Annotated in this window: 21 protein-coding genes; 15 read left to right on the forward strand and 6 right to left on the reverse strand. The window is 64.3% G+C overall.

The features are described 5' to 3' along the window. The first annotated feature begins 46 nt into the window (after positions 1 to 46). A complete protein-coding gene (locus LB520_RS13020; protein WP_224637757.1) occupies positions 47 to 859 on the forward strand; it encodes a class I SAM-dependent methyltransferase in 813 nt (270 codons plus the stop codon). Here LB520_RS13020 and LB520_RS13025 read toward each other — a convergent pair. After that, positions 856 to 2232 (reverse strand): TIGR03808 family TAT-translocated repetitive protein, encoded by a 1377-nt coding sequence (locus LB520_RS13025; RefSeq protein WP_224637758.1) that lies wholly within the window; start codon positions 2230 to 2232, stop codon positions 856 to 858. The two genes, LB520_RS13020 and LB520_RS13025, sit on opposite strands and share 4 nt — an antisense overlap. 106 nt (positions 2233 to 2338) lie before the next feature. On the opposite strand from LB520_RS13025, the gene greA reads away from it, so the two are divergent. After that, positions 2339 to 2821 carry a transcription elongation factor GreA gene (gene greA / locus LB520_RS13030; protein WP_140845738.1) on the forward strand — a complete coding sequence of 161 codons (483 nt, stop codon included), beginning with the start codon at positions 2339 to 2341 and terminating at the stop codon, positions 2819 to 2821. 299 nt (positions 2822 to 3120) lie between these two features. On the opposite strand, the gene scpA is transcribed toward greA, so the two are convergent. Next, a complete protein-coding gene (scpA, locus tag LB520_RS13035) occupies positions 3121 to 5244 on the reverse strand; it encodes a methylmalonyl-CoA mutase (protein WP_224637759.1) in 2124 nt (707 codons plus the stop codon). Then, positions 5241 to 6683 (reverse strand): methylmalonyl-CoA mutase subunit beta, encoded by a 1443-nt coding sequence (locus tag LB520_RS13040; protein WP_224637760.1) that lies wholly within the window; start codon positions 6681 to 6683, stop codon positions 5241 to 5243. Before LB520_RS13040 ends, scpA begins: the two co-directional genes overlap by 4 nt. A 248-nt stretch (positions 6684 to 6931) precedes the next feature. On the opposite strand from LB520_RS13040, the gene LB520_RS13045 reads away from it, so the two are divergent. From LB520_RS13045 to LB520_RS13075, 7 genes are all read left to right on the forward strand, one after another. Next, entirely contained in the window at positions 6932 to 8455 is a 1524-nt protein-coding gene (locus LB520_RS13045) for a helicase HerA-like C-terminal domain-containing protein (protein WP_224637761.1), read from the forward strand. A 394-nt stretch (positions 8456 to 8849) separates the two neighbouring features. Next, positions 8850 to 9278 carry a helix-turn-helix transcriptional regulator gene (locus tag LB520_RS13050; RefSeq protein WP_224637762.1) on the forward strand — a complete coding sequence of 143 codons (429 nt, stop codon included), beginning with the start codon at positions 8850 to 8852 and terminating at the stop codon, positions 9276 to 9278. A 181-nt stretch (positions 9279 to 9459) separates the two neighbouring features. Further along, entirely contained in the window at positions 9460 to 9915 is a 456-nt protein-coding gene (locus LB520_RS13055; RefSeq protein WP_224637763.1) for a hypothetical protein, read from the forward strand. Further along, positions 9912 to 14390 carry a YadA-like family protein gene (locus LB520_RS13060; RefSeq protein WP_224637764.1) on the forward strand — a complete coding sequence of 1493 codons (4479 nt, stop codon included), beginning with the start codon at positions 9912 to 9914 and terminating at the stop codon, positions 14388 to 14390. The genes LB520_RS13055 and LB520_RS13060 overlap by 4 nt, the downstream gene beginning before the upstream one ends. 100 nt (positions 14391 to 14490) lie before the next feature. Then, positions 14491 to 15030 carry an invasion associated locus B family protein gene (locus tag LB520_RS13065; RefSeq protein ID WP_140845744.1) on the forward strand — a complete coding sequence of 180 codons (540 nt, stop codon included), beginning with the start codon at positions 14491 to 14493 and terminating at the stop codon, positions 15028 to 15030. Between the two features lie 12 nt (positions 15031 to 15042). Further along, positions 15043 to 15768 carry a hypothetical protein gene (locus LB520_RS13070; RefSeq protein WP_140845745.1) on the forward strand — a complete coding sequence of 242 codons (726 nt, stop codon included), beginning with the start codon at positions 15043 to 15045 and terminating at the stop codon, positions 15766 to 15768. A 49-nt stretch (positions 15769 to 15817) separates the two neighbouring features. Next, positions 15818 to 16294 (forward strand): DUF4189 domain-containing protein, encoded by a 477-nt coding sequence (locus tag LB520_RS13075; RefSeq protein ID WP_095766862.1) that lies wholly within the window; start codon positions 15818 to 15820, stop codon positions 16292 to 16294. A gap of 49 nt (positions 16295 to 16343) precedes the next feature. Here the strand turns inward: LB520_RS13075 and LB520_RS13080 are convergent, their stop codons facing one another. After that, on the reverse strand, positions 16344 to 16967 hold the full coding sequence (locus LB520_RS13080; RefSeq protein WP_224637765.1) for an FMN-binding negative transcriptional regulator: 624 nt from the start codon (positions 16965 to 16967) through the stop codon (positions 16344 to 16346). A gap of 76 nt (positions 16968 to 17043) precedes the next feature. Here LB520_RS13080 and LB520_RS13085 point away from each other — a divergent pair, with 76 nt between their 5' ends. Next, a complete protein-coding gene (locus LB520_RS13085; RefSeq protein WP_224637766.1) occupies positions 17044 to 18471 on the forward strand; it encodes a PLP-dependent aminotransferase family protein in 1428 nt (475 codons plus the stop codon). Between the two features lie 12 nt (positions 18472 to 18483). Here the strand turns inward: LB520_RS13085 and LB520_RS13090 are convergent, their stop codons facing one another. Together LB520_RS13090 and LB520_RS13095 are read right to left on the reverse strand one after the other, a co-directional pair. Then, on the reverse strand, positions 18484 to 19305 hold the full coding sequence (locus LB520_RS13090; RefSeq protein ID WP_224637767.1) for a L,D-transpeptidase: 822 nt from the start codon (positions 19303 to 19305) through the stop codon (positions 18484 to 18486). Between the two features lie 171 nt (positions 19306 to 19476). Beyond that, entirely contained in the window at positions 19477 to 20139 is a 663-nt protein-coding gene (locus LB520_RS13095; RefSeq protein WP_224512305.1) for a haloacid dehalogenase type II, read from the reverse strand. 151 nt (positions 20140 to 20290) lie between these two features. On the opposite strand from LB520_RS13095, the gene LB520_RS13100 reads away from it, so the two are divergent. From LB520_RS13100 to LB520_RS13120, 5 genes are all read left to right on the forward strand, one after another. Continuing rightward, positions 20291 to 21169: a branched-chain amino acid aminotransferase gene (locus LB520_RS13100; protein ID WP_224637768.1), complete on the forward strand. Its 879-nt coding sequence runs from the start codon at positions 20291 to 20293 to the stop codon at positions 21167 to 21169. 210 nt (positions 21170 to 21379) lie between these two features. Beyond that, the gene (locus LB520_RS13105; protein ID WP_095766866.1) at positions 21380 to 21982 is read left to right on the forward strand and encodes a superoxide dismutase; all 603 of its coding nucleotides are present in this window, start codon (positions 21380 to 21382) and stop codon (positions 21980 to 21982) included. Positions 21983 to 22175: 193 nt separating this feature from the next. Beyond that, on the forward strand, positions 22176 to 22610 hold the full coding sequence (locus LB520_RS13110) for a c-type cytochrome (RefSeq protein WP_095766867.1): 435 nt from the start codon (positions 22176 to 22178) through the stop codon (positions 22608 to 22610). A 10-nt stretch (positions 22611 to 22620) separates the two neighbouring features. Continuing rightward, positions 22621 to 23565 carry a cytochrome c gene (locus LB520_RS13115; RefSeq protein WP_224637808.1) on the forward strand — a complete coding sequence of 315 codons (945 nt, stop codon included), beginning with the start codon at positions 22621 to 22623 and terminating at the stop codon, positions 23563 to 23565. 190 nt (positions 23566 to 23755) lie between these two features. Beyond that, positions 23756 to 26302 carry an AMP-binding protein gene (locus tag LB520_RS13120; protein WP_224637769.1) on the forward strand — a complete coding sequence of 849 codons (2547 nt, stop codon included), beginning with the start codon at positions 23756 to 23758 and terminating at the stop codon, positions 26300 to 26302. Positions 26303 to 26323 lie beyond the last annotated feature (21 nt).

Here is a 26323-nt window from a genome sequence, read left to right on the forward strand (position 1 = left end):
TTTCTGCTAGTCTCCCTCACCACCAATCGGATGCTGGGCGCTGGTTATGCTGGAAGCGGACAAGGTGTTTGCCGGGTCGATCCCGGAAAATTACGATCGTCATATGGTGCCGTTGATTTTCGAGGCCTATGCCGCGGAGGCCGCGCAACGGGCGGCATCCTTCTCACCCTTGGCCATTTTGGAAACCGCCGCGGGCACCGGAGCCGTCACCCGTGCCTTGGCGCCGAAACTCTCTCCTGGTGCCAGCTACATCGTAACCGACCTCAACCAGCCGATGCTCGATTATGCGGCTTCGCGCCAGGGGCCCGACAGCCGCATTACCTGGCGCCAGGCGGATGCCCTGAAGCTGCCTTTCGAGGATGCGGCCTTCGACCTCGTCTGTTGTCAGTTCGGCGCCATGTTCTTTCCCGACCGTTCCGCTGCCTATCGCGAGGCAAAGCGTGTGCTGAAGCCCGGCAGACATTTCCTCTTCAGCGTTTGGGATCGCATCGAGGAGAATATATTCGCCGATGACGTGACGAATGCTCTCGCCAGGATATTTCCGCATGATCCGCCGCGCTTCCTGGCGCGCACGCCGCATGGCTATCACGACAAGGACCTGATCCGCAGCGACCTCGAAGCCGCGGGATTCTCCGATGTGACGATCGACACCAGGGCTGAGCAGAGCCGCGCATCCTCGCCACGCGTTCCCGCCATCGCCTACTGTCAGGGCACCGTGCTTCGCAATGAGATCGAGGCCAGGGAGGCCGGAAGATTGGAGTCGGCAACTGACTACGCCGAAGCCGCAATAGCCGACAGACATGGTAGCGGCGAAATTGCCGCCAAGATCCAGGCGCATATCATCGTGGCCGTGGCCTAACTCACCTTGTTGCGCTCCACGGTGAGATGCGCGTAGCCCGTATCGGTTGACTGCGTGAGGTCCCCGGTCACTGGATCGGCCCAGCGCTGGCCGACAATGGCGCCGTTTTTCGCGCCGTCGATGACATTGTCCGAGATGACGGCGCTGCCGGAACCTTCGACGACCGAAACGACGATGCCGGTGCCCGCCTTGCGGATGATGTTGCCTGTCGCCACGACATTGCGCAGATACGGACCCCAGCCGAGCTGCATGCCATAGAGCGGCGCGTTCTCGACGACGTTGCCGGACACCGTCGTGTCGGCCTCGGCGCTGATGCCGACGCCGAAACCGGGCGGATCGGCGGTGTAGGGGCCGGTGGTCGAGAGGTTGCGCACGATATTGTTCGAGCAGACGGCCATCCGCCCGCCTTCGTTGAAATTGACGATCGAGATGCCGTTGGCGGCGCCGTCGACCAGATTGTTGCTGATGATTGCGCCTTCGAAGGAGAATTCCGAATAGATCCCGGTTTCGCCCGAGCGCGAGCAGGTGTTGCCGGTGATCTGCAAATTGCTTGAGCTGTTGGCGCGGACCGCGGTGAAAGCACAGTCGGAGATAACGTTGCCGGAGATGATGACGTTGCCGGCGCGGAAGGCGTTGATGCCGTTGCCGTTCTGCCCGGTGCCGCCGCTGCGCGCGCCGATCCTCTGGACGCGGTTGCCGCTGACGATGGTGCCGTCTTCCGCAGCCTGCCAGCGATGCACCAGTATGCCGCCATTGGCGCAGTCCGAAATGTTATTGCCCGAAATCTCCAGCCCGTCGGCCTCGACTGAATAGATGCCGGCATCTGCAGCACCCGAAATATCCGAGCGGCCGACGCGACCGACGGCATGCTCGAGCGCCAGCCCGTTCTTGCCGCTGCCAGTCACCTGGCAATTGTCGATGACGAGATGGGCAACACGGCGCAGGTCGAGCAGCCCCTGCGTGTAGTCGGCTAGCCAGCGGTTGGCGCCGTCGAGCACCAGCCCGCTGAGCTCGATATGCTCGGCTTGTTCGGCCATCATCAGATGGCCGTTGCCGCCATAGACGATGCGCGTCGCGCCTGGCACGCCCGACAGGCGCACGCGTGCGGGCAGCTTCAGGTTTGAGACGAGATAGCTGCCCGGCGGCAGGAATACCGGCTGGTCGCGGTCGCTGGCCTCGGCCAGCATCCTGGCAAAAACCTTGCTCTGGTCGTCGACCGCGCCCGGCTGCACGCCGATCTCCGTGGCGTTGATCGAGCCGCGCATCGCGGCCATCTCGATGCCCGGCAGCGACTTGGCCGATGCCTTGCCGGCAAAGACGCCAGCGACGGCGAAGCCGGCAGTCCGGGCAAGCAGCGTTCGTCTGTTCAACATAGGCACAGGTCCTGGCGTTTCGCCCTGTCTGTCGCAGGAATCGTGCCAAGGCGGGCTCATCGGCAAACCGCTTGTGCAGTCGCCTCGCCAAGCCTAAGTTCACCGCATGAGCAGAGCTTTCACGCGCGAAGAAGACAGCGAGAACGCCATTGCCGGCGTCGGCGAACGGCCGGTCAGCACGCACCGCAATCTGGTGACGGAGCGCGGCCTGGCGATGATCGAGGACAATCTCGCCGAGCTGCGCGACCTGATGGCCAAGGCTGAAAGGCGCGGCGACCGCGAACGCCTCGCTGTCGTATCGCGCGACCTGCGCTACTGGACCGCGCGGCGCGAAAGCGCGGAGCTTTCGGTGCCGGAGCCGGGCAGCGACGTGGTGCGCTTCGGCATGGGCGTCACCCTGGAAGGTGATGACGGCAGGAAGGTGCATTGGCGCATCGTCGGCGAGGACGAGGCCAATCCGTCGAAGGGCAGCATTTCCCATGTCTCGCCGATGGCCGTGGCTCTGTTCGGCAAGAAGATCGGCGAGGTCGTGACCGTCAACGGCAAGGAATGGGAAATCGTCAAGCTCTCGGACAAGGTCGAGAACTAGCAGCCAAGCCTAATTGCCAGCTGCTGTAACCCAGCTTCGTATTTGTCCATGACATCGCGAGCAGCGTTCATTTGCCGTTTGTAGTTGTCGTGGCGGATTGGCCATAGAATGACGCCGTCGTCGGTTTCGACGATCTGGAGCTCATCGCCGGCCTAAAGGTTCAAGCTGTCAAGCATTTCGCGTGGCAGTAGCAGGGCCCCCGATCCGTCCTCAAGCCTGTGGATGTTTGTCTCGAACATCATCGCGCCATGGTTGCATCTATTTCCATAGAACAACCTTTTGGCCAAATCAGCAAGCCCTCACTGATCGGCCAGCAACCGATCCATCAGCCGGTTGGCCGCTTCCGGGATGACGGTTCCCGGCGGGAAGATCTCCGCCGCGCCTGCGGCCAGCACCGCGTCGTAGTCTTGCGGCGGGATGACGCCGCCGGCGACGATCAGCATGTCGCCATGGCCGAGTTTCTTAAGCGCGTCCTTGAGTTCTGGGATCAGCGTCAGGTGCCCGGCGGCTAAGGAGGAGGCGCCGATGATGTCGACATCGTGCTGCACCGCGAGGTTCGCGATCTCGTCCGGCGTCTGGAACATCGGTCCGACGGTCACGTCGAAGCCCAGATCGGCGAATGCGCTGGCGATCACCTTCTGGCCGCGGTCATGACCGTCCTGGCCCATCTTGGCGACCAGGATACGCGGCTTGCTGCCGGATTTCTTTTCGAACGCCTGGATCTTCTCCTGCAGCCGCTCAAGCGCCGGGTTGTCGCCGAGCGCCTCGCGATAGACGCCGGAGATCGTCTGCACCGCCGCCGTGTGGCGGCCGAATACTTTCTCCAGCGCCAGCGAAATCTCGCCGACGGTAGCGTTGGCGCGGGCCGCGCGGACCGCGAATTCGAGCAGGTTCTCGTCGCCCTCGGCGGCACGGGTCAGCGCCGCCAGCGCATCCTCCAGCGCCGCGACGTCGCGTGTGCCTTTCAGCCGCTGCAGCTTCGCCAATTGCCTGGCCTTCACCTCGGCGTTGTCGATCTTCAGCACATCGACCTCGATATCCGCGTCAGGCCGGTGCGCGTTGACACCGACCAGAATTTGCTCGCCGGAATCGATGCGCGCCTGTGTTCGCGCCGCGGCTTCCTCGATGCGCAGCTTCGGGATGCCTTTCTCGATCGCCGCCGCCATGCCGCCGAGGTTTTCGACCTCCTCGATATGGGCAAGCGCGCGCGCCGCCAGATCATGCGTCAGCCGCTCGACATAGGCCGAGCCGCCCCATGGATCGATCATGCGCGTGGTGCCGGATTCCTTTTGCAGGATGAGCTGTGTGTTGCGCGCGATGCGCGCCGAATGGTCGGTCGGCAGCGCCATTGCTTCGTCGAAGGAATTGGTGTGCAGCGACTGGGTGTGCCCCTGCGTCGCCGCCATCGCCTCGATCATCGTGCGGGTGATGTTGTTGTAGGGATCCTGCGCCGTCAGCGACCAGCCCGAGGTCTGGCAATGGGTGCGCAGCGACAGCGAGCGCTCGTCCTTCGGCGCAAAATTCTTCTTCATCAGGTTCGACCACAGCAGCCTTGCGGCCCTGAGCTTGGCGACCTCCATGAAGAAGTTCATGCCGATCGCCCAGAAGAAGGACAGGCGCGGCGCGAAACGGTCGATGTCAAGGCCGGCGGCGACGCCGGCGCGGGCATATTCGATGCCGTCGGCGATGGTGTAGGCAAGCTCCAGATCGGCCGTCGCGCCGGCTTCCTGCATATGGTAGCCGGAGATCGAGATCGAGTTGAACTTCGGCATATGCCTACAGGTGTAGGCGAAGATGTCCGACACGATCCGCATCGAAGGTTTCGGCGGATAGATGTAGGTGTTGCGGACCATGAACTCCTTCAGAATGTCGTTCTGAATGGTCCCGGCGAGATCGTTCTGGGCGACGCCCTGTTCCTCCGCCGCCACGATGTACAGCGCCATGATCGGCAGCACAGCGCCATTCATCGTCATCGACACCGTCATCTCGTTGAGCGGAATGCCGTCGAACAGCTGCCGCATGTCGAGGATGGAATCGATCGCCACGCCCGCCATGCCGACATCGCCGGCGACGCGCGGATGGTCGCTGTCATAGCCGCGATGCGTGGCGAGATCGAAGGCGACCGACAAGCCTTTCTGGCCGGCCGCAAGGTTGCGCCGGTAGAAGGCGTTGGATTCCTCGGCCGTCGAGAAGCCGGCATATTGACGGATCGTCCAGGGCTGCTGGACATACATGGTGGGGTAGGGGCCTCGCACGAAGGGCGGCAGGCCTGGATAGGTGTCGAGATTGGCAAGCCCCTTGAGGTCGCCTTCCGTGTAGAGATGTTTTACGGCGATGCCTTCCGGCGTCATCCGCTGGCCCTTGATCTCGACCGGCGCGCGACGCGGCTCCGACCAGCCGATCTGGCTGAAATCCGGGATCATGATCCGGCTCCGATCGACTGATCGATGCGCACCGGAAACAGCGGCTCGCACGTCGCCACGCCTTCGGTCAGGGCTGGACGCCGTTCCCGCGGCAGCGTCTCGACCGGACGCTCCACCGGCGCGCGGTAAAGCGTCGTGCCGACAATGCCGCGCTCGCCCGATCGGTAGGGGCCGTTGCGCTTGGCGGCGGCCGTCTCCACTCGGTTCTGGATATAGCCCTGCTGCAGGCTGGCGAGCACGCCGCCCTCGGCCTCGATGCGCTGGAATTCTTCCCAGGCCGCGGCGCAGAGATCGTTGGTCAGCGCCTCGACGGAACCGGAGCCGCAGGCCGGATCGGCGACACGGCCGATGTGGCTTTCCTCGGCCATGATCAGCTGCGCGTTGCGGGCGACGCGGCGGGCAAAGCCGGCCGGCAGCCCATGCGTGATGGTATGCGGCAGGATCGAGATCGAATCTGCGCCGCCGGTTGCCGCCGCGAAGGCCGCGATCGCCGTACGCAAGATGTTGGTCTCCGGGTCGGCCATCGTCATCATGCGATACGAGGTCTCGGCATGTATGCTGGCGGTCGAGGCCGGGATAGAGCAGGCTTCCTGGACGCGCGCCCAGAGCTTGCGCAATGCCCGCACCTTGGCCATCGACAGGAACTGGTCCTGGTCCACGCTGAGCGCGAAGCCGATATAGGGCGCCGCATAGACCAGCGGCTGGCGCGCCTTCTCGAACATTCTGAGATAGGACACGACCGATGCCATCATCGTGCCAAGCTCCTGCGCCTCGGTGGCGCCGGCATTGTGGAAGACGCGGCCGTCGGCCTCGAGCAGCACGCCCGGCACGCCCATCGAGAAGAAATGCGCCAGCGATTGTGGCATCGATTCCTGCAGCGCCTCGATCGAGGTGCGCAGCCGCCCGGTTCCGGCGAAGATCGCCGCCGGATCGATGCCGAAGGAAAGGTTGAGCTTGGCCGGATCGGAGCGGCGGCGGCTGAGGAAAGCCAGCAGCCAGTCGGCCACGGCGCGACTCCAGGGGTGGGCGTCGATGCGCACCTGAACGCGGTTGAGCGGCACGCCGTCGAGCACTCTTTCCAGCGCCTCCGCGGTGCGCGGCAAGCCGTAGCCGAAGGCATTCGGCGCACCTTCGAAGACAAGCGACAGGCCGGTGGCGCCTTGGGCTATGTCTTCCAGGGCTTGCGCGCTGGCCCGGGCGACGTCCGGGTCGTCGACGCGCTGGCTGACGATCCAGCGTGCGGTCGGATTTGTACGCGGCAACGGCTCGGCGGTCGTCGAGCGTTGGCTGAGCGGCTCGATGCGGATGCCGTCATCGGTGTGGGAGACGAGCTTTTCCTCGAAGGAACCGCCGGCAAGCGCCTTTTCCGCCAGCGCCCGCCAACGCTTGGCGTCCGGGTTCGGAAGGTCGACATCCCTGGTCAAGGCGCCGGCGCCCATCACTCTCCTCGCTTCTCGGTCGCATCAGCCGGTCAAGCCAATCTAAGGTCAGGAACCGGATATCACAATGCATCATCCGGCCGGGTTCTCTCGGCCAGCCAATCGATTGCCAAACATGCACCGAATCCGCAAGCGCCAAAGGCCAAATTCGCTGCTCCCCAAAATCGAGACTGGGCATTGTCGCATGCGACCGGCGTTACTATACCTCGGGTGAGGCCTTTGAGCGGAACACATTGCGGAGACCGGACATGGTTGACGAGACCAGCATCTTCATCGGCGCCAGCCGCAAGCCCGACGACTCCTATCAGCGCGCCGAAGAGCTGCTGCTGCGCTACGGCAACCGCCACGGCCTTGTCACCGGGGCCACGGGCACCGGCAAGACCGTCAGCCTGCAGATCCTGGCCGAGGGCTTTTCCAACGCCGGCGTGCCTGTCTTCTGCGCCGATATCAAGGGCGACCTTTCCGGCATATCCATGATGGGCGAGGCCAAGGATTTCCTGGTCAAGCGCGCCGAGCAGGTGAAGCTCGATCCTTATCAATTCCAGGAATTCCCGGTCATCTTCTGGGACCTGTTCGGCGAGCAGGGCCATCCGATCCGCGCTACCATTTCGGAGATGGGGCCGCTGCTTTTGTCGCGGCTGATGAACCTCACGGAAGCGCAGGAGGGCGTCATGAACATCGCTTTCCGCATCGCCGACGAAGAGGGTCTTCTCCTGCTCGATTTGAAGGACCTGCAGGCGCTGCTCGCCAACATCGCCGAGCGCGCCGACGAACTCAGCGCACGCTACGGCAATGTCACCAAGCCGTCGGTCGGCGCCATCCAGCGCACGCTGCTGGTGCTGGAGAGCCAAGGTGCCGCCAACTTCTTCGGCGAGCCGGCGCTGCGCATCGCCGACATCATGCGCACCACCCGTGACGGGCGCGGCGCGATCAGCGTTCTGGCGGCCGACAAATTGATGATGAATCCCAGGCTCTACGCCACCTTCCTGCTTTGGCTGATGTCGGAGCTGTTCGAGGAATTGCCCGAGGTCGGTGATCTCGACCGGCCAAAGCTGGTGTTCTTCTTCGACGAGGCGCATCTTCTGTTCGAAGACGCGCCGAAGGTGCTGATCGACCGCGTCGAGCAGGTGGTGCGGCTGATCCGCTCCAAGGGCGTCGGCGTCTATTTCGTCACCCAGAACCCGCTGGACATTCCGGAAAAGGTGCTGGCCCAGCTCGGCAACCGCGTCCAGCATGCGCTGCGCGCCTATACGCCGCGCGAGCAGCAGGCGGTGCGCTCGGCCGCCGAAACCTTCCGGCCCAATCCCGATTTCGACTGCGCCACCGCCATCACCCAGCTTGCCACCGGCGAGGCGCTGGTCTCGATGCTGGAGGACAAGGGCGTGCCGGCCATGGTCCAGCGCACGCTGATCCGGCCGCCGTCATCCCGGCTCGGCCCGATCACGCCCGAAGAGCGCCGCAAGATCATCGCCGAGAGCCCGGTCGCCGGCCAGTACGACGAGGCCGTCGATCGCGAATCGGCCTTCGAAATGCTGCAGAAAAAGGCCAAGGAGGCGCAGGACGCCGAGGCTCAGGCACAACAGCAGAACAGCGGCGGTTCGCGCTGGACCATTCCGGGCTTCGACGATGTCCTGGGGACAGGCAACCGGCGGTCTTCCAACCGCCAGACCGTGGCCGAAGCCGCCATCAAGTCGGTGGTGCGCTCGGTCGGCTCGTCCGTCGGCCGCGCTATCGTGCGCGGAATTTTGGGAAGCCTGGCGCGAGGCCGCTGAAGCAAAGAGACGGTACCGCGCGGAGCGCGACGCGAATCACGCCTGTAAGCTTTGACGTCGGGCGAAACCCGCTTGCCGTCGCGCGAATCCGTCGCGGAAATGCGCCGCCCCGGAAAGCTGCCCTCGTTACCTGGCGACGATCAAATCTTACCTGCCGACGGGTAAGCCGCATCAGCGGCAGCTAAAACTTTTCGCAAGGGAACTTTTCCCAGCAGAACCGCAATTTCATGAAATACCGGACGCGCCAAATCATGGCCTTTGACGTGCTGTTGCCGGGGGGCAAACTGGATAGCGCCGACAGCACGTGCGATCACGAATTATTGTGGCCAGGGAACCGAAAGCGCCCGCTAAGGTTGGGCCAAGACTGCGGAGGGCTGAGCATCAGGAGTCCAAGTTGCGGCGCGATGACGATCTGCAAGCTTGGTATTCGGAAATTCCTCCTGAAAGGCGGCCGCTGCTGAACGCGAAAGGTGGGCTGTCGCTCGGCCACGCTCGCCTCGTGGCGCAATTCCTGAGCGAAAACTTTTCGCGCAAGCTTTCGCTCGCCGAAATTGCCGCTGTGTGCGGGCTGTCGCCTTACCATTTCGCCCGTGCTTTCTCCAAGACGTTCGGCGTGACGCCGCATCAATATGTTCTTGCCCTTCGCCTTGACTTTGCCGAGAAGCTGCTGGCCGACAGGCGCATGTCGATCACGGATATCGCCTATCTGAGCGGCTTCTCGAGCCAGAGCCATCTCACCACCACGATGAAGAAATATCGCGACGTGACGCCAATGCAGGTGCGAGAGAGGCTGGTTCAATCGCGGGCCGGCAGGCAGGGCTAATTCCCGCGCGGTTATCTATGGATTGGCTTATAAAAGGTATTACTAAAGTAATTTTGCGTTAACCTATGGAAGATCTACGGTATATTTTCAGATAAACAGCAATTTGTTGGAATACGAGGCCCTGAAAACCTGTCTTTCTGCAGCAAATCCGGTATTCGGATTCTAAGCTGGCCGAGGGGACATGAGCGACGACACGGCGGTTCGCCGGAGCCTTTCCGAGGAGATCGGTTACTGGCTGGAGTCGGCATCGAGGACGCTTGAGAAGCGCTATGGAGATGGCGTGCCCCTGGCCAAGCAGGACATGCTGCTGGCCCATTATCTCTACGGCCTCACGACCGTCGTTCACGCGCATGACACGCCTGCCGTCCATCTGGCGGCGGTGCGCTCCTATCTCGAGCGGCTGATCCCAACCGAGCGGGTTGCCGCGGCGCTCCAGGCTGTTCCCGAGGCCGGCGACGTCTGGCTTGAAAACACGCTCGATCGCGTCGAGGCGATCGGTGAAAAACAGGGCCATGCGCTGCTCGCGCGCGGCGTTGATGTGATCATTCCATTTTCGAGCAGACACGCTTTGGCGGCAGGGTCGGCGGAACCTGCGGTTATCGAGCGCGACCCACCCAAGGAGGCATTCTCGCAATGAACTTCAGGCAAGAACGTATCAGTCAGCGCGGGCCGGCCCGATTTGCTGGAAACTGGGTCTCCGGCGCTCCCGAGAGCCGTTCGCTGCGCCGCCGCCTGATGGCGACGCTGCGCAACGCGCATCGCGTGCTCGGCATGCGACGCAAGGGACGTGGGCTCGGCAAGCTCGGCGTCGGCGCAAGCCTTGGGTATATTGCATCGGCCGCCGCTTTGTTCCTGTTCGCGGCGCCGGCGCAAGCGCAATATGCCGCTGGCGGCGGGTCCGCGACCGCTCCCGAGACCATAGCGATCGGAAATGGCTCAACCGCCAGCCTCAACTGGGCCATAGCGCTCGGCTTCCAGGCTCAATCGACGGCGCAGTACTCTGTCGCTATCGGCCGAACCGCGTCGGCCACCGGCCCCGGCGGCGCGGTGGCGCTGGGCTCCGGCACAATCTCGAACAACATCAACACGGTAGCGATCGGCGTCAGCTCCAGTGCCACCGGGGCAGGCGCCAGCGCGCTGGGCACCTTCTCGGTTGCTTCGGGTGGCAACGCCACCGCCGTCGGCGTCAGTTCCTTGGCCAGCGGCAACACCTCCTTCGCCGGCGGCTGGGGAACCCAAGCCACCGGGCTGCGCAGTACCGCGATTGGCACTTCATCGGTCGCGTCGGGAATAGATGCCTTTGCTCAAGGCACTTCCGCCACTGCAAGCAACCAGAATGCCATCGCGATCGGCTTCCAGTCGGTCGCTACACAAATCAACTCCATCAATATCGGCGGGCGTACTCTTGCGGGAGCGGGCGCTACTGCGCAGGGCGCCATCGCCCTTGGCACCGATGTGACGGCGTCTCAGCAAAACACCGTTGCCATAGGCATCCTGACCAAGGCAACGGGAACGAGCGCCACGGCTATGGGCAACACAGCCAGCGCCTGGGGCAACCAGTCTATCGCGCTCGGCTTGGGAGCGCAGGCGGGCGTTCAGGCCAATACGGCCCTGCCCAACAGCATCGCGATCGGCACCAATTCGCTCTCTTCGGGCGCTTTCGCCACGGCCATGGGTGCTACTTCAATTGCGAGCGGCTCCGCCAGCACGGCGGTTGGCAACACCGCCGTTGCCAGCGGCCAAAACGCGTCCTCGTTTGGGTCCGGAGCGAATGCGACGGGAGACAATTCGCTTGCTGCCGGCGTGAGCGCCAACGCGGCTGGCGCACAGTCCGTGGCACTCGGCATCGGGACCGTAGCCAGCGCCGACAATTCCACCGCCGTCGGACGTGACACCCGCGCCACTGGACTCAACAGTACCGCGCTCGGCCGCGGCGCCCAAAGCAGCGCCGTGAACTCCATCTCTCTCGGCGCAGGGACGAGGGCGTCCGGGATAGGCGCCGTCTATGTCGGCTCGAGCACTTTTGCAACGAGCGCCAGTGGAGACAACGCCATCGGCATCGGCACGGACGTGACGGCATCTGCGGGCGACGCCCTTGCGATGGGACGCGAGAGCCAGGCGACTGCAGCCAACGCCGTCGCGGTCGGTCTGCAGTCCGCTGCGCTCTCCGCCGACTCCATCGCCATCGGAACGGGCGCGACTACCGATGGCGGCAAGGCCGTGGCCATCGGCGCCGGCAACACCGCCTATGGCGACGGCGCGGTGGCCATCGGCGATCCGAGCTACGCCAGCGGTACCGGCGCCTTCACCGGCGGCGCCAATAACATCGCCAACAGCGACGGCACGGCGACCGCTACCGCCGCCAATATGGCCAACGGCGCCGTTGCCATCGGCAACAGCAACAAGGCGATCGGGCAAGGCTCCGTGGCGCTGGGCAACGGCTCTACCGCGGGCGCCGCCGGTCTCGCCGGCAATGTCGCCCTGGGCGACGGCGCTACTGCGGCGGCAAGCTCCGGCGACGTGGCGCTCGGCTCCGGCTCGGTAACCGCCGCAGCAGTCGGCACCAGCGGCACGACGATCGGCACCACAACCTACGCCTTCGCCGGCACGACGCCGACCTCGACCGTCAGCATCGGCGCTCCAGGCGCGGAGCGGACCCTCACCAATCTCGCCGCGGGCCGGCTCAGCAACGCCTCGACCGACGCCATCAACGGTTCGCAGCTTTTTGCCACCAATCAGCAAGTGACGCAGAACACGACCGATATCGCCAACATCGGAAATACGATCACCAACATCAACACCGGCGCCGGCATCAAGTATTTCCACGCCAATTCGACGCTGCCCGATTCCCAGGCTCTGGGGACGGATTCGGTCGCGATCGGCCCCAATGCCGTGGCCAACAACGCCGGCGATGTCGCAATCGGCCTGAACTCGGTATCCGGCACCACGACCGTGGTCGGCGGCACGACGATAGGCGGCGTCAACTACACCTTTGCCGGCGGAACGCCGGCCGGCGCATTCTCGGTCGGCTCGGTGGGCGCGGAGCGTCAGATCCAGAACGTCGCGGCCGGGCGGTTGAGCAACTCCTCGACCGACGCGGTCAACGGCTCGCAGCTCTTCGCCACCAACCAGCAGGTAACGCAGAACACCACCGATATCGCCGCCAACACCGCCGATATCACCACTCTCGGCAACACGATCAACAACATCAACACCGGCGGCGGCATCAAGTATTTCCACGCCAATTCGACGCTTGCCGACTCCCAGGCTCTGGGGACCGACTCTGTCGCGATTGGCCCGAATGCCGTCGCCAACAATGCCGGCGACGTGGCGATCGGCCTGAATTCGGTGTCCGGAACCACGACCAATGTCGGCGGCACGACGATCGGCGGCGTCAATTACACCTTCGCCGGCGGAACGCCGGCCGGCGCGTTCTCGGTCGGTTCGGTGGGCGCGGAGCGCCAGATCCAGAACGTCGCGGCCGGGCAGTTGAGCAACTCCTCGACCGATGCGGTCAACGGCTCGCAGCTCTTCGCGACCAACCAGCAGGTGACGCAGAATACGACCGATATCGCCGCCAACACCGCCGACATCACCACGCTCGGCAACACGATCAACAATTTTGCCGGCGACACCTCGACTGCATACACGGACGCCAATGGCGACGGCATCCGCTACGTGCGCACCAACGACTCGACGCTGCCGATTACCGACGCCTTCGCGCAAGGGGTTGGCTCCTCGGCGCTCGGCTATCAGGCGACCGCATCCGCCGCCAATTCCCTGGCCCTCGGCCGCGGCACCGCGGTCACCATCGCCGACGGCGTGGCGCTGGGCTCCGGCTCGGTTTCGGATCGCGCGGTCGCGCCCGCGTCGGGATCGATCCTCTCCGGCACCGGCCTCATTCCCTACAACACCGCGGATATGAGCCTGCTCGGCGCCGTCTCGGTGGGAACCTCCACCGCTTATCGCCAGATCATCAACGTGGCCGACGGCACGCAGGATCAGGATGCGGTCACGCTTCGCCAGTTGAAGGGCGCGCTGAGCTCCTTCGCGGTGACGGGGAGCATGTACTTCCACGCCAATTCGACCGCGCCGGACTCGCTGGCGGTCGGCACCGATTCGGTCGCGATCGGCCCGCGCACCACTGTCAACGGCGACAACGGCATCGGCATGGGCAACGGCGCCATCGTCCAGCAGACGGCGCCGGGCGGCATTGCGATCGGCCAGAACGCGACCTCCAATCAGGCCGACAGCATCGCCTTCGGCACCAACTCGACCGCCAACGGCGCCCAGTCCATGGCGCTCGGCGCCGGCGCAACGGCTAACGAACCGGGCAGCGTCGCTCTCGGCGCCGGCTCGACCACCGCCGCGGCGGTCGCCACCACCGGCACGACGATCAACGGCGTCAACTACACCTTCGCCGGAACCGCTCCGACGAGCACGGTGAGCGTCGGCAGCGTCGGCAACGAGCGCACCGTCACCAATGTGGCGGCGGGCCGGATCAGCCAGACTTCGACCGACGCCATCAACGGCAGCCAGCTCTACGCGACCAATCAGGCTGTTGAAGCAGTGCAGGGAAGCGTCGGCAATCTGAATGAATTCGCCGTCCAGTATGACAAGAACCCGGACGGCACCAAGTCCAATTCGCTGACGCTTGTCGGCGGCGACGTGAATGCGCCGGTCGTCATCCACAATGTCGGCGCGGGCACCGCCGATACCGATGCAGTCAACGTGCTGCAGTTCAACAACGGGCTGGCGACAACGTTCGACAACTCCAAGGCCTATACCAACCAAGTGGCGGCAACCACGCTGCAGCAGGCCAATGCCTACACCGACTCCAAGCTCAGCCAGCTCAACATGGATATGGGCGAGGCTCGGGGCGAGGCGCGCCAGGCCGCCGCGATCGGCCTTGCGGCCGCCTCGCTGCGCTACGACGACCGTCCGGGCAAGCTGAGCGTGGCGGCCGGCGGCGGCTACTGGCGCGGCGAAGGCGCCGTGGCGTTCGGCGCCGGTTACACCAGCGAGGACGGCCGGGCGAGAGCGAACGTCTCGGGCACGACGGCGGGCGGGCACTGGGGTGTCGGCGCGGGTGTCAGCTTTACCCTGAACTAGAGCGTGATCACGAAAAGTGCGTAGCGGTTCTGCGAATGATCATGCTCAGGCAAGCAGCCCGTCCACGGTCGGGCGAGCCGTCTCTGCCGTGGCACTTTGCATGGTTTGCCTGCTCCTGTCCGGCCCGCGCGCGGCCGGGCAGGAGGCGGCCCAGCCCGCCTATCGGATAAAGCCTTCCGACGTCGCGGTGCCCGCGGGCGTGAAGCTTGGCGACTATCAGCGCACCACTCGTCCGTTCGAGAACTGGACGCTGATCTGCGACGAGAACCTGCAGGCCAGGAAGAAGGTCTGCAACATCGGCCAGTCTTTCATCGATCAAAGCCAGGCGTTGGTCTTCAGCTGGTCGCTCGCGGCCGACGAGAAAGGCAAACCCTTCATGATATTGCGGACTCCGAGCGCGGCAGGTAAGGGCAGCAAGCTTTCGCTGAGACTTGCCGGCCGCAAACAGCCGGTCGACGTTCAACTGCAGGGTTGCGATGCGTCGGTCTGCGTCGGCTATGTGCCCGTCGGCCCGGTGCTGCGCGAGCAGATCGGCAAGGAGACCACGGTCCAGGTTTCCTATTCCCTGCCGTCGGGGGCGACCGTCAACCTTGATGCCCCGTTCAAGGGACTCAAGACCGCGCTGTCGGCCATCAACTAGAAAGACTTCGAGATGACACGCCAATCCATCGAGGACAGAATCCTGTCGCACACCCAGCCGGCCGCGCTGCCGGAGCCGCCGGCAAGTCCGCCGCCACAGCGTTCGCCAGGCTGGCGCCTGGCGCGAAACACGGCGCTGCTCGGCGCGTTCGCGGTCTTGGTCGCGGCGGCGGTGGTCCTGTCGTTCCGTCTCTATCCCGCGCTTGGGACATTCGTCGCTGGCACGGCCTCCGCGCAGGCGCAGGCACCCATCCAGGGCAAGCCGACCGAAGCCGTGCCCGCGCCGGTCGACGCCTCGGCAAACAAGAATCCGTTTCAGGCGCATGTCGCGCAGGCAGGTGTCCGCACCTGCGCCAATCTCTTTGCCGCGATGGGGCAGGCTCTGACTGCCGGGTCGACCTATGCGATCCAGACGCAATGGGACAAAACCTCACCCGACACCCATGCCGTGCAGGCCGTCGCCGGGATGAGCTACAACCTGCCGGACTACAAGACGCAGGCCGCGGGCGTCGTTTTCGCCTCGCCTGTCGGCCAGAGCTGCGAGGGTGGCTTCATGCGCGTGGCGCCATTCCCGCGCTCTTGCCAGGAAGTCGCCGGAACGCTCCCGAAGGGCAGCCTGTTGGCGGACAATCTTTCGAACACGATGCTTTTCAACCTGGCCGACAATGCCGGCCAGGCGCTGCTGGTCCCGACCGGCAACACTTGCATCGTCGTCTCGGTCGCGCGCATGGGCGGCTAGAGCCGGGCATGACGGTCGACTGCTGAATAGCTGCAACTGGAGCACGAAGATGCTGATCAATCCCCGCCTTTCGATCCCGCTGCTTGCGGCGCTCGCCGGGCTTACGATTGCGAGCAACGCGGCTGACCTGATCGCCCCGTCACCGCCGGCGCAGACCGGCGAGGAAAAGGGCATCTGGGGCGCGATCGCCTACTCGCCGGGCGACGGCCGTCACGGCTTTTTCTGGGGCGCCGACAAGCGGCAAGAGGCGGAAGACATTGCGCTCAAGCATTGCGAGAATGCAGATGGCAAGGGCTGCCGGGTGGTCGAGGTGTTCCGCAACCATCGCCATTGGGACGATGATGACGGCACCGGCTTTCCCTATGAGCACTGCGCGGCGCTTTCGGTAGGCAAGAGCCGTGGCGAGGCGACGCCGTTCTGGAGTGCAGCATCAGCCGCGACCCGCCGCGAAGCCGAGGAGAAGGCGACAGCCCAGTGCGGAGGCGAGAGCAAGGAGTGCAAGATCCGCGAGTGGGTCTGCACCTGACTTGCTGCGGAACTCAAGCAGCCGCGGCGGTTGGCCGATATCGCGCCGTTCACACTGGAATGAGCGGCGCGACCTTGCGGTCTGAAGGCCGGTCGCTGGATGAGAGGCCGGACACGACACCGGCGCGATCGGCGGCGTTGCGGTTCTGGCTCATCTTGCGCTTGCCTTCGAGCTTTGTAATCGGCATGCGCAGGCCGACAATGCCCTTCAGCTGCGATTGGATGAAATCCGCCGGCGCGTCCGACACCGCCCAGGGCGCGGCGCGCTCGCCTTCATGCAGGTTGGTCAGGCGGGTCACGACCTCGAGCAGCCTGTCGGCATCCTCGAAGAATTCGATCGGCCCATGGGCGTGGACGGCGACATAGTTCCAGGTCGGGACGACCTTCCCGGTCTCCTGCTTGGTCTGGTACCAGGCCGGCGTCACATAGGCATCCGGGCCCATGAATATGGCCAGGCCGTCGCCCACCAGCGGCACGCGCCACTGCGGGTTTGCCTTTGCGACGTGCCCGTAGATCACCCCATGCTCACCCTCGTTCTCGTCGAGCAAAAGCGGCAACGGCGTCACCAGCGGACCTTCCGCCGTGGCGGTGATCAGCGTCGCCAGACGCGCCGCGCGGATCGTAGCCATTAGGCTCTCTTGATCGTCGTCGCGGAAGGCAGGCGGGATGTACATGATGAAACTCCTTGCGTTGCACAGCAAGATGCCGGAAAGCTGGCTTGCTTGGAACATCCAGTTTTGAAGGTTTTTGGTGGTCCAGTTGGAGCAGGACGGCGTCGCGCGCCGCATCATCGCGGCCATCAAGGCGCGGATCCACAGCGGCGCCTACAGGCCCGGCGATCGCTTGCCGTCGACGCGGGCCTTTGCCGCCGAATGGGGCGCGTCGCGGACCACGGTGACCGCGGCCTACAGCCAGCTCGATGCCGAGGGCTATCTGATCATCCGGCAAGGGGCGCGCGCGATCGTTGCTCCGGGGCTGGAGAAGGCGTCGGGAGAAGCGCCCGTCGCGGCCGCTTCGCCACGGCACCTGTCGGCATTCGCGCGACGGTTGCTGACCCTGCCTCCGACGGCGTTGGCGCAGCCGGCCAAGATTGCGGATTTCCGCTATGGCGACCTGTCCGGAGCGGACTTTCCCGTGCTGGCTTGGCGGCGGGCGTCGAGCAAGGCAATCGTCAACCGCGCCGCGCGGCTGCGCTATGGCGACCCGCAGGGCTCTTCCGGTCTGCGTAATGCGCTTCAGGCTTATCTCTGGCGGGCCCGCGGCATCAATTGCACGCCGGACCAGATCGTCATCGTCAACGGCTCGCAGCAGGGGCTCGACCTCTGCGCGCGACTGCTGCTCGACCCCGGTGACCCCTTTGTGATCGAGAACCCGGGCTATCTGCTGGCACGCCACGCCTTCGTGGCGGCGGGAGGCATTGCCGTGCCCGTTCCTGTCGATGCCGATGGGCTACGGACGGAAAAGCTGCCGCCGGCCCGTCTCGCCTATGTGACGCCCTCGCATCAGTTTCCGCTCGGCGGCGTGCTTTCGGCGACGCGGCGGCGTTCGCTGCTGGCCTGGGCCGCCGGCACGAGGGCCTATATTGTGGAAGACGATTATGACGGCGAATACCGTCACGACATCAGCCCCATTCCGCCGCTGCAGGCGCTGGACGCGGACACGGTCATCTATGTCGGCACGCTGTCCAAGACGCTCTCGCCGACCTTGAGGCTCGGCTATCTCGTCGTTCCCCCGAGCCTTCGCCGGGCAGTCGGCGAGGCCAAGCGCCTGACCGACCGGCATGCTCCGATGCTGGAGCAGGACGTGTTGGCCGAGCTGCTGGCGAGCGGAGCCTATGAGCGCCACGTGCGCAGCATCCGCAGGAAGAACGCCGAGCGCAGACAGGTCCTGCTGAAGGCTTTGACTGACCATCTGGGGCCGCGGGTCACTGTCGCCGGAGCCGATACCGGCCTGCATGTCGTCGCCTGGATGAACGGCATCGATGCCGGACGCGAACCGGCGATCATCGCCGCGGCGCGCGCGGCCGGCATCGGCCTCTATCCTGTGTCGCCCCTTTATGATCCGAGCAGGCCTAGGCCGGAAACGGCCGGCTTCATCCTGGGCTACGCCGGGCTCGAGGCGGAGGCATTGCGACGCGGCGTCGCGGTGCTGGCCGCCATTTTGGCCGAGCACCGCTGACCGATTGGGGTCTTAGAAAATCTCGTTGGTGAGCCGCTTCACCGGGCCGAGCAGTATCGAGCCCGTCGGCACGCCATTGTCGATCGGGATCGCCTTGCGCTCCGGCATGTCCTCTTCAGGCGCGCCGATATTGGCCGTCACGATGACCGGCGTCTTGGTCGGCACGCGGTCGTAGAGGTCGATGATGTCCTGGTTGATCAGGCGCACGCAGCCCGACGACACCGACTTGCCGATCGACCACCATTCGGGTGAGCCGTGCAAGCGGTAGAGCGTGTCCTGGTTGCCCTGGAAAAGATAGAGCGCACGCGCCCCGAGCGGGTTCTTCAGGCCGCCGGGCATGCCGCCATTCTTGGCGCTGAATTGCGTCAGTTCCGGCTGGCGGGCCACCATCTCGTCCGGCGGCGTCCATTTGGGCCATTTCTGCTTCCACTGCACGACCGCGTCGCCCGACCATTCGAAGCCGGCGCGGCCGAGGCCGACGCCGTAGCGGATCGCCTGGCCGCCCTCGCGCACCAGATAGAGGAAGTGGCCGGTGGTATCGACGACGATGGTGCCCGGACGCTGTCCGGTCGGATCGGGGACGATCTGGCGCAAGAATCTGTGATCGATCTTGTTGACCGGGATGGCCGGCAGGTCGAAGCCATTGTCCGACATCGCGCCATACATCGTCTCGTAATCGCCGAGCGGCGGCTCGACATAGGCGGGCGGCGGCGGCTGGACGGGGGCTGGTGCAGGACCGGTGGTGGTGCAGGCGGACACGGCGGCCGAGGCAGCGCCGAGGGCTGTGAAATTGAGGAAGCCACGGCGGCTGATGCGGAAGGAAGCTTCTGACATGGTTGCCTTTTCTAGGTCTTAATTCGCAAGAAAGCATGAACCCGCGGGCACGTCGCGGCGGCATTCATAACAGTCGGCGGCGATAGGCGGTTCCAATTCTGGCCTGAGGGTGGACAGAAAAAGGCGAAGCTGTGACCGCGCCACAGCTGTTGCCCTGCAGCAACAGCGGCGTCAGACCTCCGCCAGGAGACCTTCGAGCGAAGGCAGGATCAGCCCCGGCGGGAGGTCGCGATACTCGTCCGGCTGGTTGGTCCGGTTGATCCAGACCGTGCGAAAACCGAATCTCGTCGCGCCGGCGATGTCCCAGCGGTTCGACGACTGGAACGAGACCGCGCCGGGGTAAAGCCGCCAGCCGGTGACCACCATGTCGTACACCGACGGGTCGGTCTTGAAGCGTTTGACCTGGTCGACCGAAAACACGTCGTCGAGGATCTGGTCGAGCGCCGCGGATTTGACCGCCGCGTCGAGCATTTCAGGCGAGCCGTTGGATAAAATAGCGAGCTTCGCGCCCGACGCCTTGAGCGCTTTCAGCACTGCCGGCACTTCCGGATAGCAGTCGAGCCGCCAATAGGCTTCGAGCAGTTTCGTCCGCAGCGCCGGATCGGCCGAGGGCACCTTGCGCAAAGCGAAATCCAGCGCCTGTTCGGTCAGTTGCCAGAAGTCGGCGTATGATCCCATCAGCGTCCGCACCCAGGAATATTCGAGCTGCTTGGCGCGCCAGATTTCGGAGAGAAGCTGGCCGTCCGGGCCGATCTCGCCGGCGTGGCGACGCACGGCGGCGTGCACGTCGAACAACGTGCCATAGGCGTCGAAGACATAAGCCGCATGATGCATGTCTCAAGTTTTGCGGCGCGCAGGCTTGCCGCGCAAGCATTGATTGCGGCCAAGTGCCTCTGGCCTCAACGATTTTTCCCGATGTCAATTGACGCCAGCCGTCAAAGCATCGTCCTATGGCGGACTGAAATCACTCAATTGGACGGCGACCATGACACTGGCGGCGGCGGCGCAAACCGCGACTTGGACCTATGTGGACGGCGACTGGTACGAGGGCAACGTCGCCATTCTCGGGCCGCGCAGCCACGCCATGTGGCTCGGCACCAGCGTCTTTGACGGCGGCCGCTGGTTCGAGGGCGTCGCGCCCGACCTCGAGCTGCACTCCGCTCGCGTCAACGCCTCCGCGATCGCGCTTGGCCTGAAGCCTTCAATGACGACGGAAGAGATCGTCGGCCTGACTTGGGACGGCCTCAAGAAATTCGACGGCAAGACGGCGGTATATGTAAGGCCGATGTATTGGGCCGAGCATGGCGGCTATATGGGCGTGCCGGCCGACCCGTCCTCGACGCGCTTCTGCCTCTGCCTTTATGAATCGCCGATGATCCCGCCATCCGGCTTTTCGATCGGCGTTTCGCCGTTCCGGCGCCCGACAATCGAGACCATGCCTACCAACGCCAAGGCCGGCTGCCTCTACCCCAACAATGGCCGTGCCATTCTGGAGGCCAAGAACCGCGGCTTCGACAACGCTTTGGTGCTAGATATGCTGGGCAATGTCGCCGAGACCGGGACCTCCAACATCTTCCTGGTCAAGGACGGTCATGTGATGACTCCGGCCCCGAACGGCACGTTTCTCTCGGGCATCACCCGCTCGCGCACCATCAGCCTGCTCGGCGACTACGGTTTCAGGACCACCGAGAAGACGCTGTCGGTCCGCGATTTCCTCGAAGCCGACGAGATATTCTCGACCGGCAACCACTCGAAAGTGGTGCCCGTCACGCGCATCGAAAACCGCGATCTGCAGCCCGGTCCGGTGGCCAAGAAGGCGCGCGAGCTCTATTGGGAATGGGCGCATTCGACGTCCGCCGCCTGACCCGCTGGAGCGTTTCACCGTTTCAGGGAAACGGCGACACGCTCCATCTTCCTGTTTTGCGCAATTCCGCACGGAAAACCGCTTCGCACTTTTCCTGGAATTGCTCTAAAAAGTCGCTCGGCGCTCCATTCCGGAGTTGCCCCGATCCATTGCAGACCTATCTTAGCCCGGTAGTATCACCGGACTTTTTTCCTCGAGGGAGTACCATCCATGGCTTTTGAGTTGCCCGCCTTGCCCTATGACTACGAGGCCTTGCAGCCTTACATGTCGAAGGAGACGCTGGAGTATCACCACGACAAGCACCACAAGGCCTATGTCGACAACGGCAACAAGCTGGCGGCCGAGGCCGGAATGGGCGACCTGTCAGTCGAAGAGGCCGTGAAGCAGTCCTTCGGCAAGAATGCCGGGCTCTTCAACAACGCCGCCCAGCACTACAACCACATCCATTTCTGGAAATGGATGAAGAAGGGTGGCGGTGGCAACAAGCTGCCGGGCGCGCTGCAGAAGGCCTTCGACAGCGACCTCGGCGGCTACGACAAGTTCAAGGCGGATTTCATCGCCGCCGGCACCACCCAGTTCGGCTCCGGCTGGGCCTGGGTCTCGGTCAAGAACGGCAAGCTGGAAATCTCCAAGACCCCGAACGGCGAGAACCCGCTGGTCCATGGGGGCTCGCCGATCCTCGGCGTCGACGTCTGGGAGCACTCCTATTACATCGACTACCGCAACGCCCGGCCGAAATACCTCGAAGCCTTTGTCGACAGCCTGATCAACTGGGACTACGTCCTGGAGCTTTACGAGAAGGCCAAAGCCTGAGTGATTTTGATGAGAAGCCCCGGTTCGCCGGGGCTTTTCTTTTTCAGGAGAAACCCGGCAAAATCGTCACGGCGCCGGGGAATAACCCCACCATCACGCTCGTTAACGTCCAGAGCAGTTCCAGGAAACGTGTTGAACGGTTTTCCGTCCGGAATTGCGCCAGCGAACCCTCTTCATCCACGGAGCCAATTGAATGAGAAAGCTTGTCATCGCCATCTCTATGCTTGCCTTTGCCGGCTCGGCCTATGCCGACCCGATCCAGGGTCGCCAGGCCCTGATGAAGGAACGCGGCAAGCTCGCCGGGCAGATCTCGAAGGTGGTCAAGGGCGAGACGCCTTTCGATGCCGCCGCCGTGCTGGACGCGCTGAAGGCACTGCAAGCCAATGCCGAGAAGTTCGATGTCGACACGCTGTTCCCTGCCGGCTCCGACAGGGGCGACACCACGGCCGCGCCGAAGATCTGGGAAGACATGGCGGGCTTCAAGGCGGCCGAGGACAAGTTCCTGGCCGATACCAAGGCCGCGGTCGCTTCCCCGCCGGCCGATGTCGACGCGCTGAAGGCGCAGCTCAACACGCTGGGCGGCGATTGCGGCACCTGCCATCAGACCTACCGGATCAAGAAGAGCTGATCGCTTGACGATGGCCTGGCTGAAGAAGCTAGTCGGCGCCGTCATCGTGCTTGGCGCCGCCGCGGCTGGCGCCAGCTGGGTTCTGTCGGCACCGGTCAGGCTGGACGCCGGCACCGTCGCTGATCTTTCCCCTGGCGACGCCGCCAGGGGAAAGCGGATCTTCTACGCCGGGGGCTGCACCTCCTGCCACGCCAGACCTGGCGCCCAGGGCGACGCCCGCCTCGAGCTCGTCGGCGGTCTGGAACTCAAGACGCCGTTCGGCACCTTCGTCCCGCCCAACATCTCGCAGGACCGGAAGGACGGCATCGGCGCCTGGAGCGAGGCGGACTTCGCCAATGCCATGCTGAAAGGCGTCTCTCCTTCCGGCGAGCATTTCTATCCGGCCTTTCCCTATGCCTCCTACGCGCGCATGAAGCCGGCCGACATCGCCGATCTCTACGCCTTCATGAAGACGCTGCCGGCGGTTGCCGGCAAGGCGCCGGATCACAGGCTTTCCTTCCCCTTCACCATCCGTCGCGGCATTGGCCTCTGGAAGCTTGTCTATCTCAGCCCCGAACCGGTGATCGCGCTGCCAGAGGGCGCGCCGGACAAGGTTCTCGCCGGCCGCTACCTGGTCGAGGGTCCGGGCCATTGCGGCGAATGCCACACGCCGCGCGATTTCGCCGGCGGCGTCAAGAAGGCCGAGTGGCTGGCGGGCGCCGTGGCCGCCGAAGGCTCGGGCGTTGTGCCCAATATCACCCCGCAGGGCGGCACCAAGGACTGGTCCGAGGCCGACATCGCCAATTACCTCGAAACCGGCTTCACACCCGATTTCGATTCGGTCGGCGGCTCCATGGTCGACGTGCAGCGCAACATCGCGCAACTGACCGCCGACGACCGCGCGGCGATTGCCGCCTACCTCAAGGCCGTCCCGCCGCACCCCAACGGCTACCCGGCGCGCAAGCCGGCGAGTTAACCTGCGCACGCGGCGTCAAACCCGCGACCATACATGATGGCGTAAAGCGGTTTGGCATGCCAATCGGTGGCGAATTAGTTGACTTGAATACTCATGTATTATAGGCGCTTCGGGCCAATTCCCCGAGGACCGAAGCTTGCCCACGCCCTCCATCGACCTTGTGTCCGATTTCACCCATGACGAGCAGCGCGTGGCGCTTGTCCTCGCCGGCGGACGCATGCTGTCCTACAGGGAACTCGGCGGTCTCGCGCTAGACTTCGCGTCGCAGTTGGGACGAAGACAAAAGCGGCTCGTGGCGATTGCGGCGGAAGCTTCCGAGCACGCAGTCGCCGCCTATATCGGAGCCCTGCAGGCTGGGCACGCAGCGGCCATGCTGCCGCCGTGCGACAATAGGCTTTGGGACGATTTCCAGGCAGCCTTCCAGCCGGATTTCACCTACAGGCCAATTGACGGCCGCTGGCGTCTCGTTGAGGAAGCTCGATCCGCTGGAGATGCGGAGCCGCTGCATCCCGATCTCGCGCTGCTGCTGATGACGTCCGGCAGCTCGGGCGCCGCCAAGGCGGTCAGGCTTTCCTACGGCAATCTCGAATCCAATGCGCGCTCGATCGCGGCCTATCTCGAGCTCTCTTCCTTCGACCGGGCCGCTCTCGTGCTGCCTCTCCACTATTCCTATGGGCTGTCGGTCCTCAATTCGCATCTGGTTGCGGGCTCTAGCGTCCTCTTCACCGGCATGTCGGTCATGGACAGCGACTTCGTCAGCACGATAGACCACGGCGGCTGCACGAATCTGTCTGGTGTCCCGTATTCTTACGAGCTTCTGGAACGGGTGCGTTTCCGCGACGCTGAGCTCAAGGCGTTGCGCATGATGACGGTGGCGGGCGGAGCGCTTGGCCCGGATCTCATCCGCCTTTATCGGAACCACATGGTCGCCAGGGGCGGCCGCTTCTTCGTCATGTATGGCCAGACCGAGGCGACGGCACGCATGGCTTTCGTGCCGCCGGAGAGCCTTTCCGACAAGGAGGATCGGATCGGCGTGGCGATTCCGGGCGGCAGCCTCGGTATCGTCGACGCTGCAGGCGAGCCGATCAGCCAACCAGGCATTCCCGGAGAGCTCGTCTATCGCGGTCCGAACGTAATGATGGGTTACGGCACGCGGCGCCTCGACCTCGCGCGCGGCGCAGAGCTCGAGACCCTGAACACTGGCGACATTGCCGTACGGGACCAACATGGTTTCTTCCGCATCGTCGGGCGCAGAAGCCGCTTCGCCAAGATCGCAGGCCTCAGGATCGGCTTCGATACGATGGAGCAGGCGCTGGAGCGCGCCGGCATTGCCGCCGCGGTGGTTGGCGACGATCGGGGATTGCAGGCCTACGTGATAGGCGCCGACCCGACCGGGAGAGCACGGCGCATTCTTGCCGAGATCAGCCACCTGCCAGCCAATCTGGTTTGGGTTGCGACGCGCGAGGACTTTCCCAGACTTGCCTCTGGCAAGATCGACTATGCCTGCCTCCAGCAGGAGATGTTGGAAGGGCGAACGGAAATCCGCTGTGAGCGGGGCGGTCTGCTCGGTGCCTACGCCCGCGTATTCTATCCCCTGGCCGTCGGCCGCAATGACAGCTTCGTCTCTCTTGGCGGGGACTCCCTTCGATTCCTGCAATTGGCTCTGGAACTCGAGCGTCTCGGCATGAACCTGCCGGACGGATGGGAACGCTTGAGCATTGCCGAGCTGGCAAACCGCGAGGCGGCGGGACTTCCCGAACACCGGCACGCAAGCGAGATGCCGACCGATTTAGTGCTGAGGGTTATCGGGATCCTGCTGGTGGTCGTGCATCACGAAACGCTGTGGCCCATCCCCGGCGGCTCCGGCGTCATGATGGTGCTGGCCGGCTACAGCCTTGCTTGTTTCCAGTCGGCCCATTTCCTTGCCGGTCGAATTGGGCACGCGCTCAAACCTGCGATCGACGTCCTGATCCCGTATTTTCTCATTGTCGCCGCTTACGCTGCAGCCTGGCGGACGATCCCCTGGGCTTCGATGACGCTTACTGGGAATTTCGGCTATGCCGAACCGGAGCGTCACGAGATGATTCCGTACCTTTACTGGTTCATCGAGGCCTATTCGCAGACGCTCCTGCTCTTCGCTCTAATCTTTGCCATTCCTGCAGTCCGCAAGCTTGCCCGGGCTCACCCCTTCGTTTTCTCGCTCGGCCTTTTGGGGGTTGCCGCTGTCGCGCGCTTTTCGTCCCCATCGCTCGTCGACCTAGGCAACCGCCAGATATTCACGATCTATTGGGTTTTCCATTTGGCCGTATTCGGTTGGTGTGCCTGTTTCGCCGACACTCCGGCGAGAAAGCTGACTCTGACCGCGCTTGCCGCCGCTGTGCTGGGTTATTTGGCCTTCTGGGAGTCGGTCTGGTTCGGGACGACGGTCAAATATCTGATGATCTTCGCGGCGCTTTTGGTCCTTCTTTACCTGCCGCGCGTTCGCCTGCCGGCCGGGATAGGGCGGCTGGTTGCGCAGGTTGCCGTCGCAGCGTTTCCGATCTACCTTTTCCACCGTTTCGTCCCGGAAATATTGATGGCGCCCGCCGCGGGCAAGCTGCCGGTCCCGATCTTCCAGCTGCTCGCGATCGTCGGTGGCATTGCCTTAGGCATCGTTTCCGGCAAGGCCTTGGCAGGCATCCGAAACCTGCGTGGCAGATTGATCCTGGGACGCCAGCCGGAATTGCTCTCCGCCTGATCCACGCTCGTGCCGCTCTAA

This window comes from Mesorhizobium sp. CA12, from assembly GCF_020165255.1.
Lineage (GTDB): Bacteria > Pseudomonadota > Alphaproteobacteria > Rhizobiales > Rhizobiaceae > Mesorhizobium.

What these genes read in the sequence shown, in the direction of transcription:
- LB520_RS13020 (WP_224637757.1), top strand. Translation starts at nt 47, where the DNA reads ATGCTGGAAGCGGACAAGGTGTTTGCCGGGTCGATCCCGGAAAATTAC.
- LB520_RS13025 (WP_224637758.1), bottom strand. Translation starts at nt 2,232, where the DNA reads ATGTTGAACAGACGAACGCTGCTTGCCCGGACTGCCGGCTTCGCCGTC.
- greA (WP_140845738.1), top strand. Translation starts at nt 2,339, where the DNA reads ATGAGCAGAGCTTTCACGCGCGAAGAAGACAGCGAGAACGCCATTGCC.
- scpA (WP_224637759.1), bottom strand. Translation starts at nt 5,244, where the DNA reads ATGATCCCGGATTTCAGCCAGATCGGCTGGTCGGAGCCGCGTCGCGCG.
- LB520_RS13040 (WP_224637760.1), bottom strand. Translation starts at nt 6,683, where the DNA reads ATGGGCGCCGGCGCCTTGACCAGGGATGTCGACCTTCCGAACCCGGAC.
- LB520_RS13045 (WP_224637761.1), top strand. Translation starts at nt 6,932, where the DNA reads ATGGTTGACGAGACCAGCATCTTCATCGGCGCCAGCCGCAAGCCCGAC.
- LB520_RS13055 (WP_224637763.1), top strand. Translation starts at nt 9,460, where the DNA reads ATGAGCGACGACACGGCGGTTCGCCGGAGCCTTTCCGAGGAGATCGGT.
- LB520_RS13060 (WP_224637764.1), top strand. Translation starts at nt 9,912, where the DNA reads ATGAACTTCAGGCAAGAACGTATCAGTCAGCGCGGGCCGGCCCGATTT.
- LB520_RS13065 (WP_140845744.1), top strand. Translation starts at nt 14,491, where the DNA reads ATGGTTTGCCTGCTCCTGTCCGGCCCGCGCGCGGCCGGGCAGGAGGCG.
- LB520_RS13070 (WP_140845745.1), top strand. Translation starts at nt 15,043, where the DNA reads ATGACACGCCAATCCATCGAGGACAGAATCCTGTCGCACACCCAGCCG.
- LB520_RS13075 (WP_095766862.1), top strand. Translation starts at nt 15,818, where the DNA reads ATGCTGATCAATCCCCGCCTTTCGATCCCGCTGCTTGCGGCGCTCGCC.
- LB520_RS13080 (WP_224637765.1), bottom strand. Translation starts at nt 16,967, where the DNA reads ATGTACATCCCGCCTGCCTTCCGCGACGACGATCAAGAGAGCCTAATG.
- LB520_RS13090 (WP_224637767.1), bottom strand. Translation starts at nt 19,305, where the DNA reads ATGTCAGAAGCTTCCTTCCGCATCAGCCGCCGTGGCTTCCTCAATTTC.
- LB520_RS13095 (WP_224512305.1), bottom strand. Translation starts at nt 20,139, where the DNA reads ATGCATCATGCGGCTTATGTCTTCGACGCCTATGGCACGTTGTTCGAC.
- LB520_RS13100 (WP_224637768.1), top strand. Translation starts at nt 20,291, where the DNA reads ATGACACTGGCGGCGGCGGCGCAAACCGCGACTTGGACCTATGTGGAC.
- LB520_RS13105 (WP_095766866.1), top strand. Translation starts at nt 21,380, where the DNA reads ATGGCTTTTGAGTTGCCCGCCTTGCCCTATGACTACGAGGCCTTGCAG.
- LB520_RS13110 (WP_095766867.1), top strand. Translation starts at nt 22,176, where the DNA reads ATGAGAAAGCTTGTCATCGCCATCTCTATGCTTGCCTTTGCCGGCTCG.
- LB520_RS13115 (WP_224637808.1), top strand. Translation starts at nt 22,621, where the DNA reads ATGGCCTGGCTGAAGAAGCTAGTCGGCGCCGTCATCGTGCTTGGCGCC.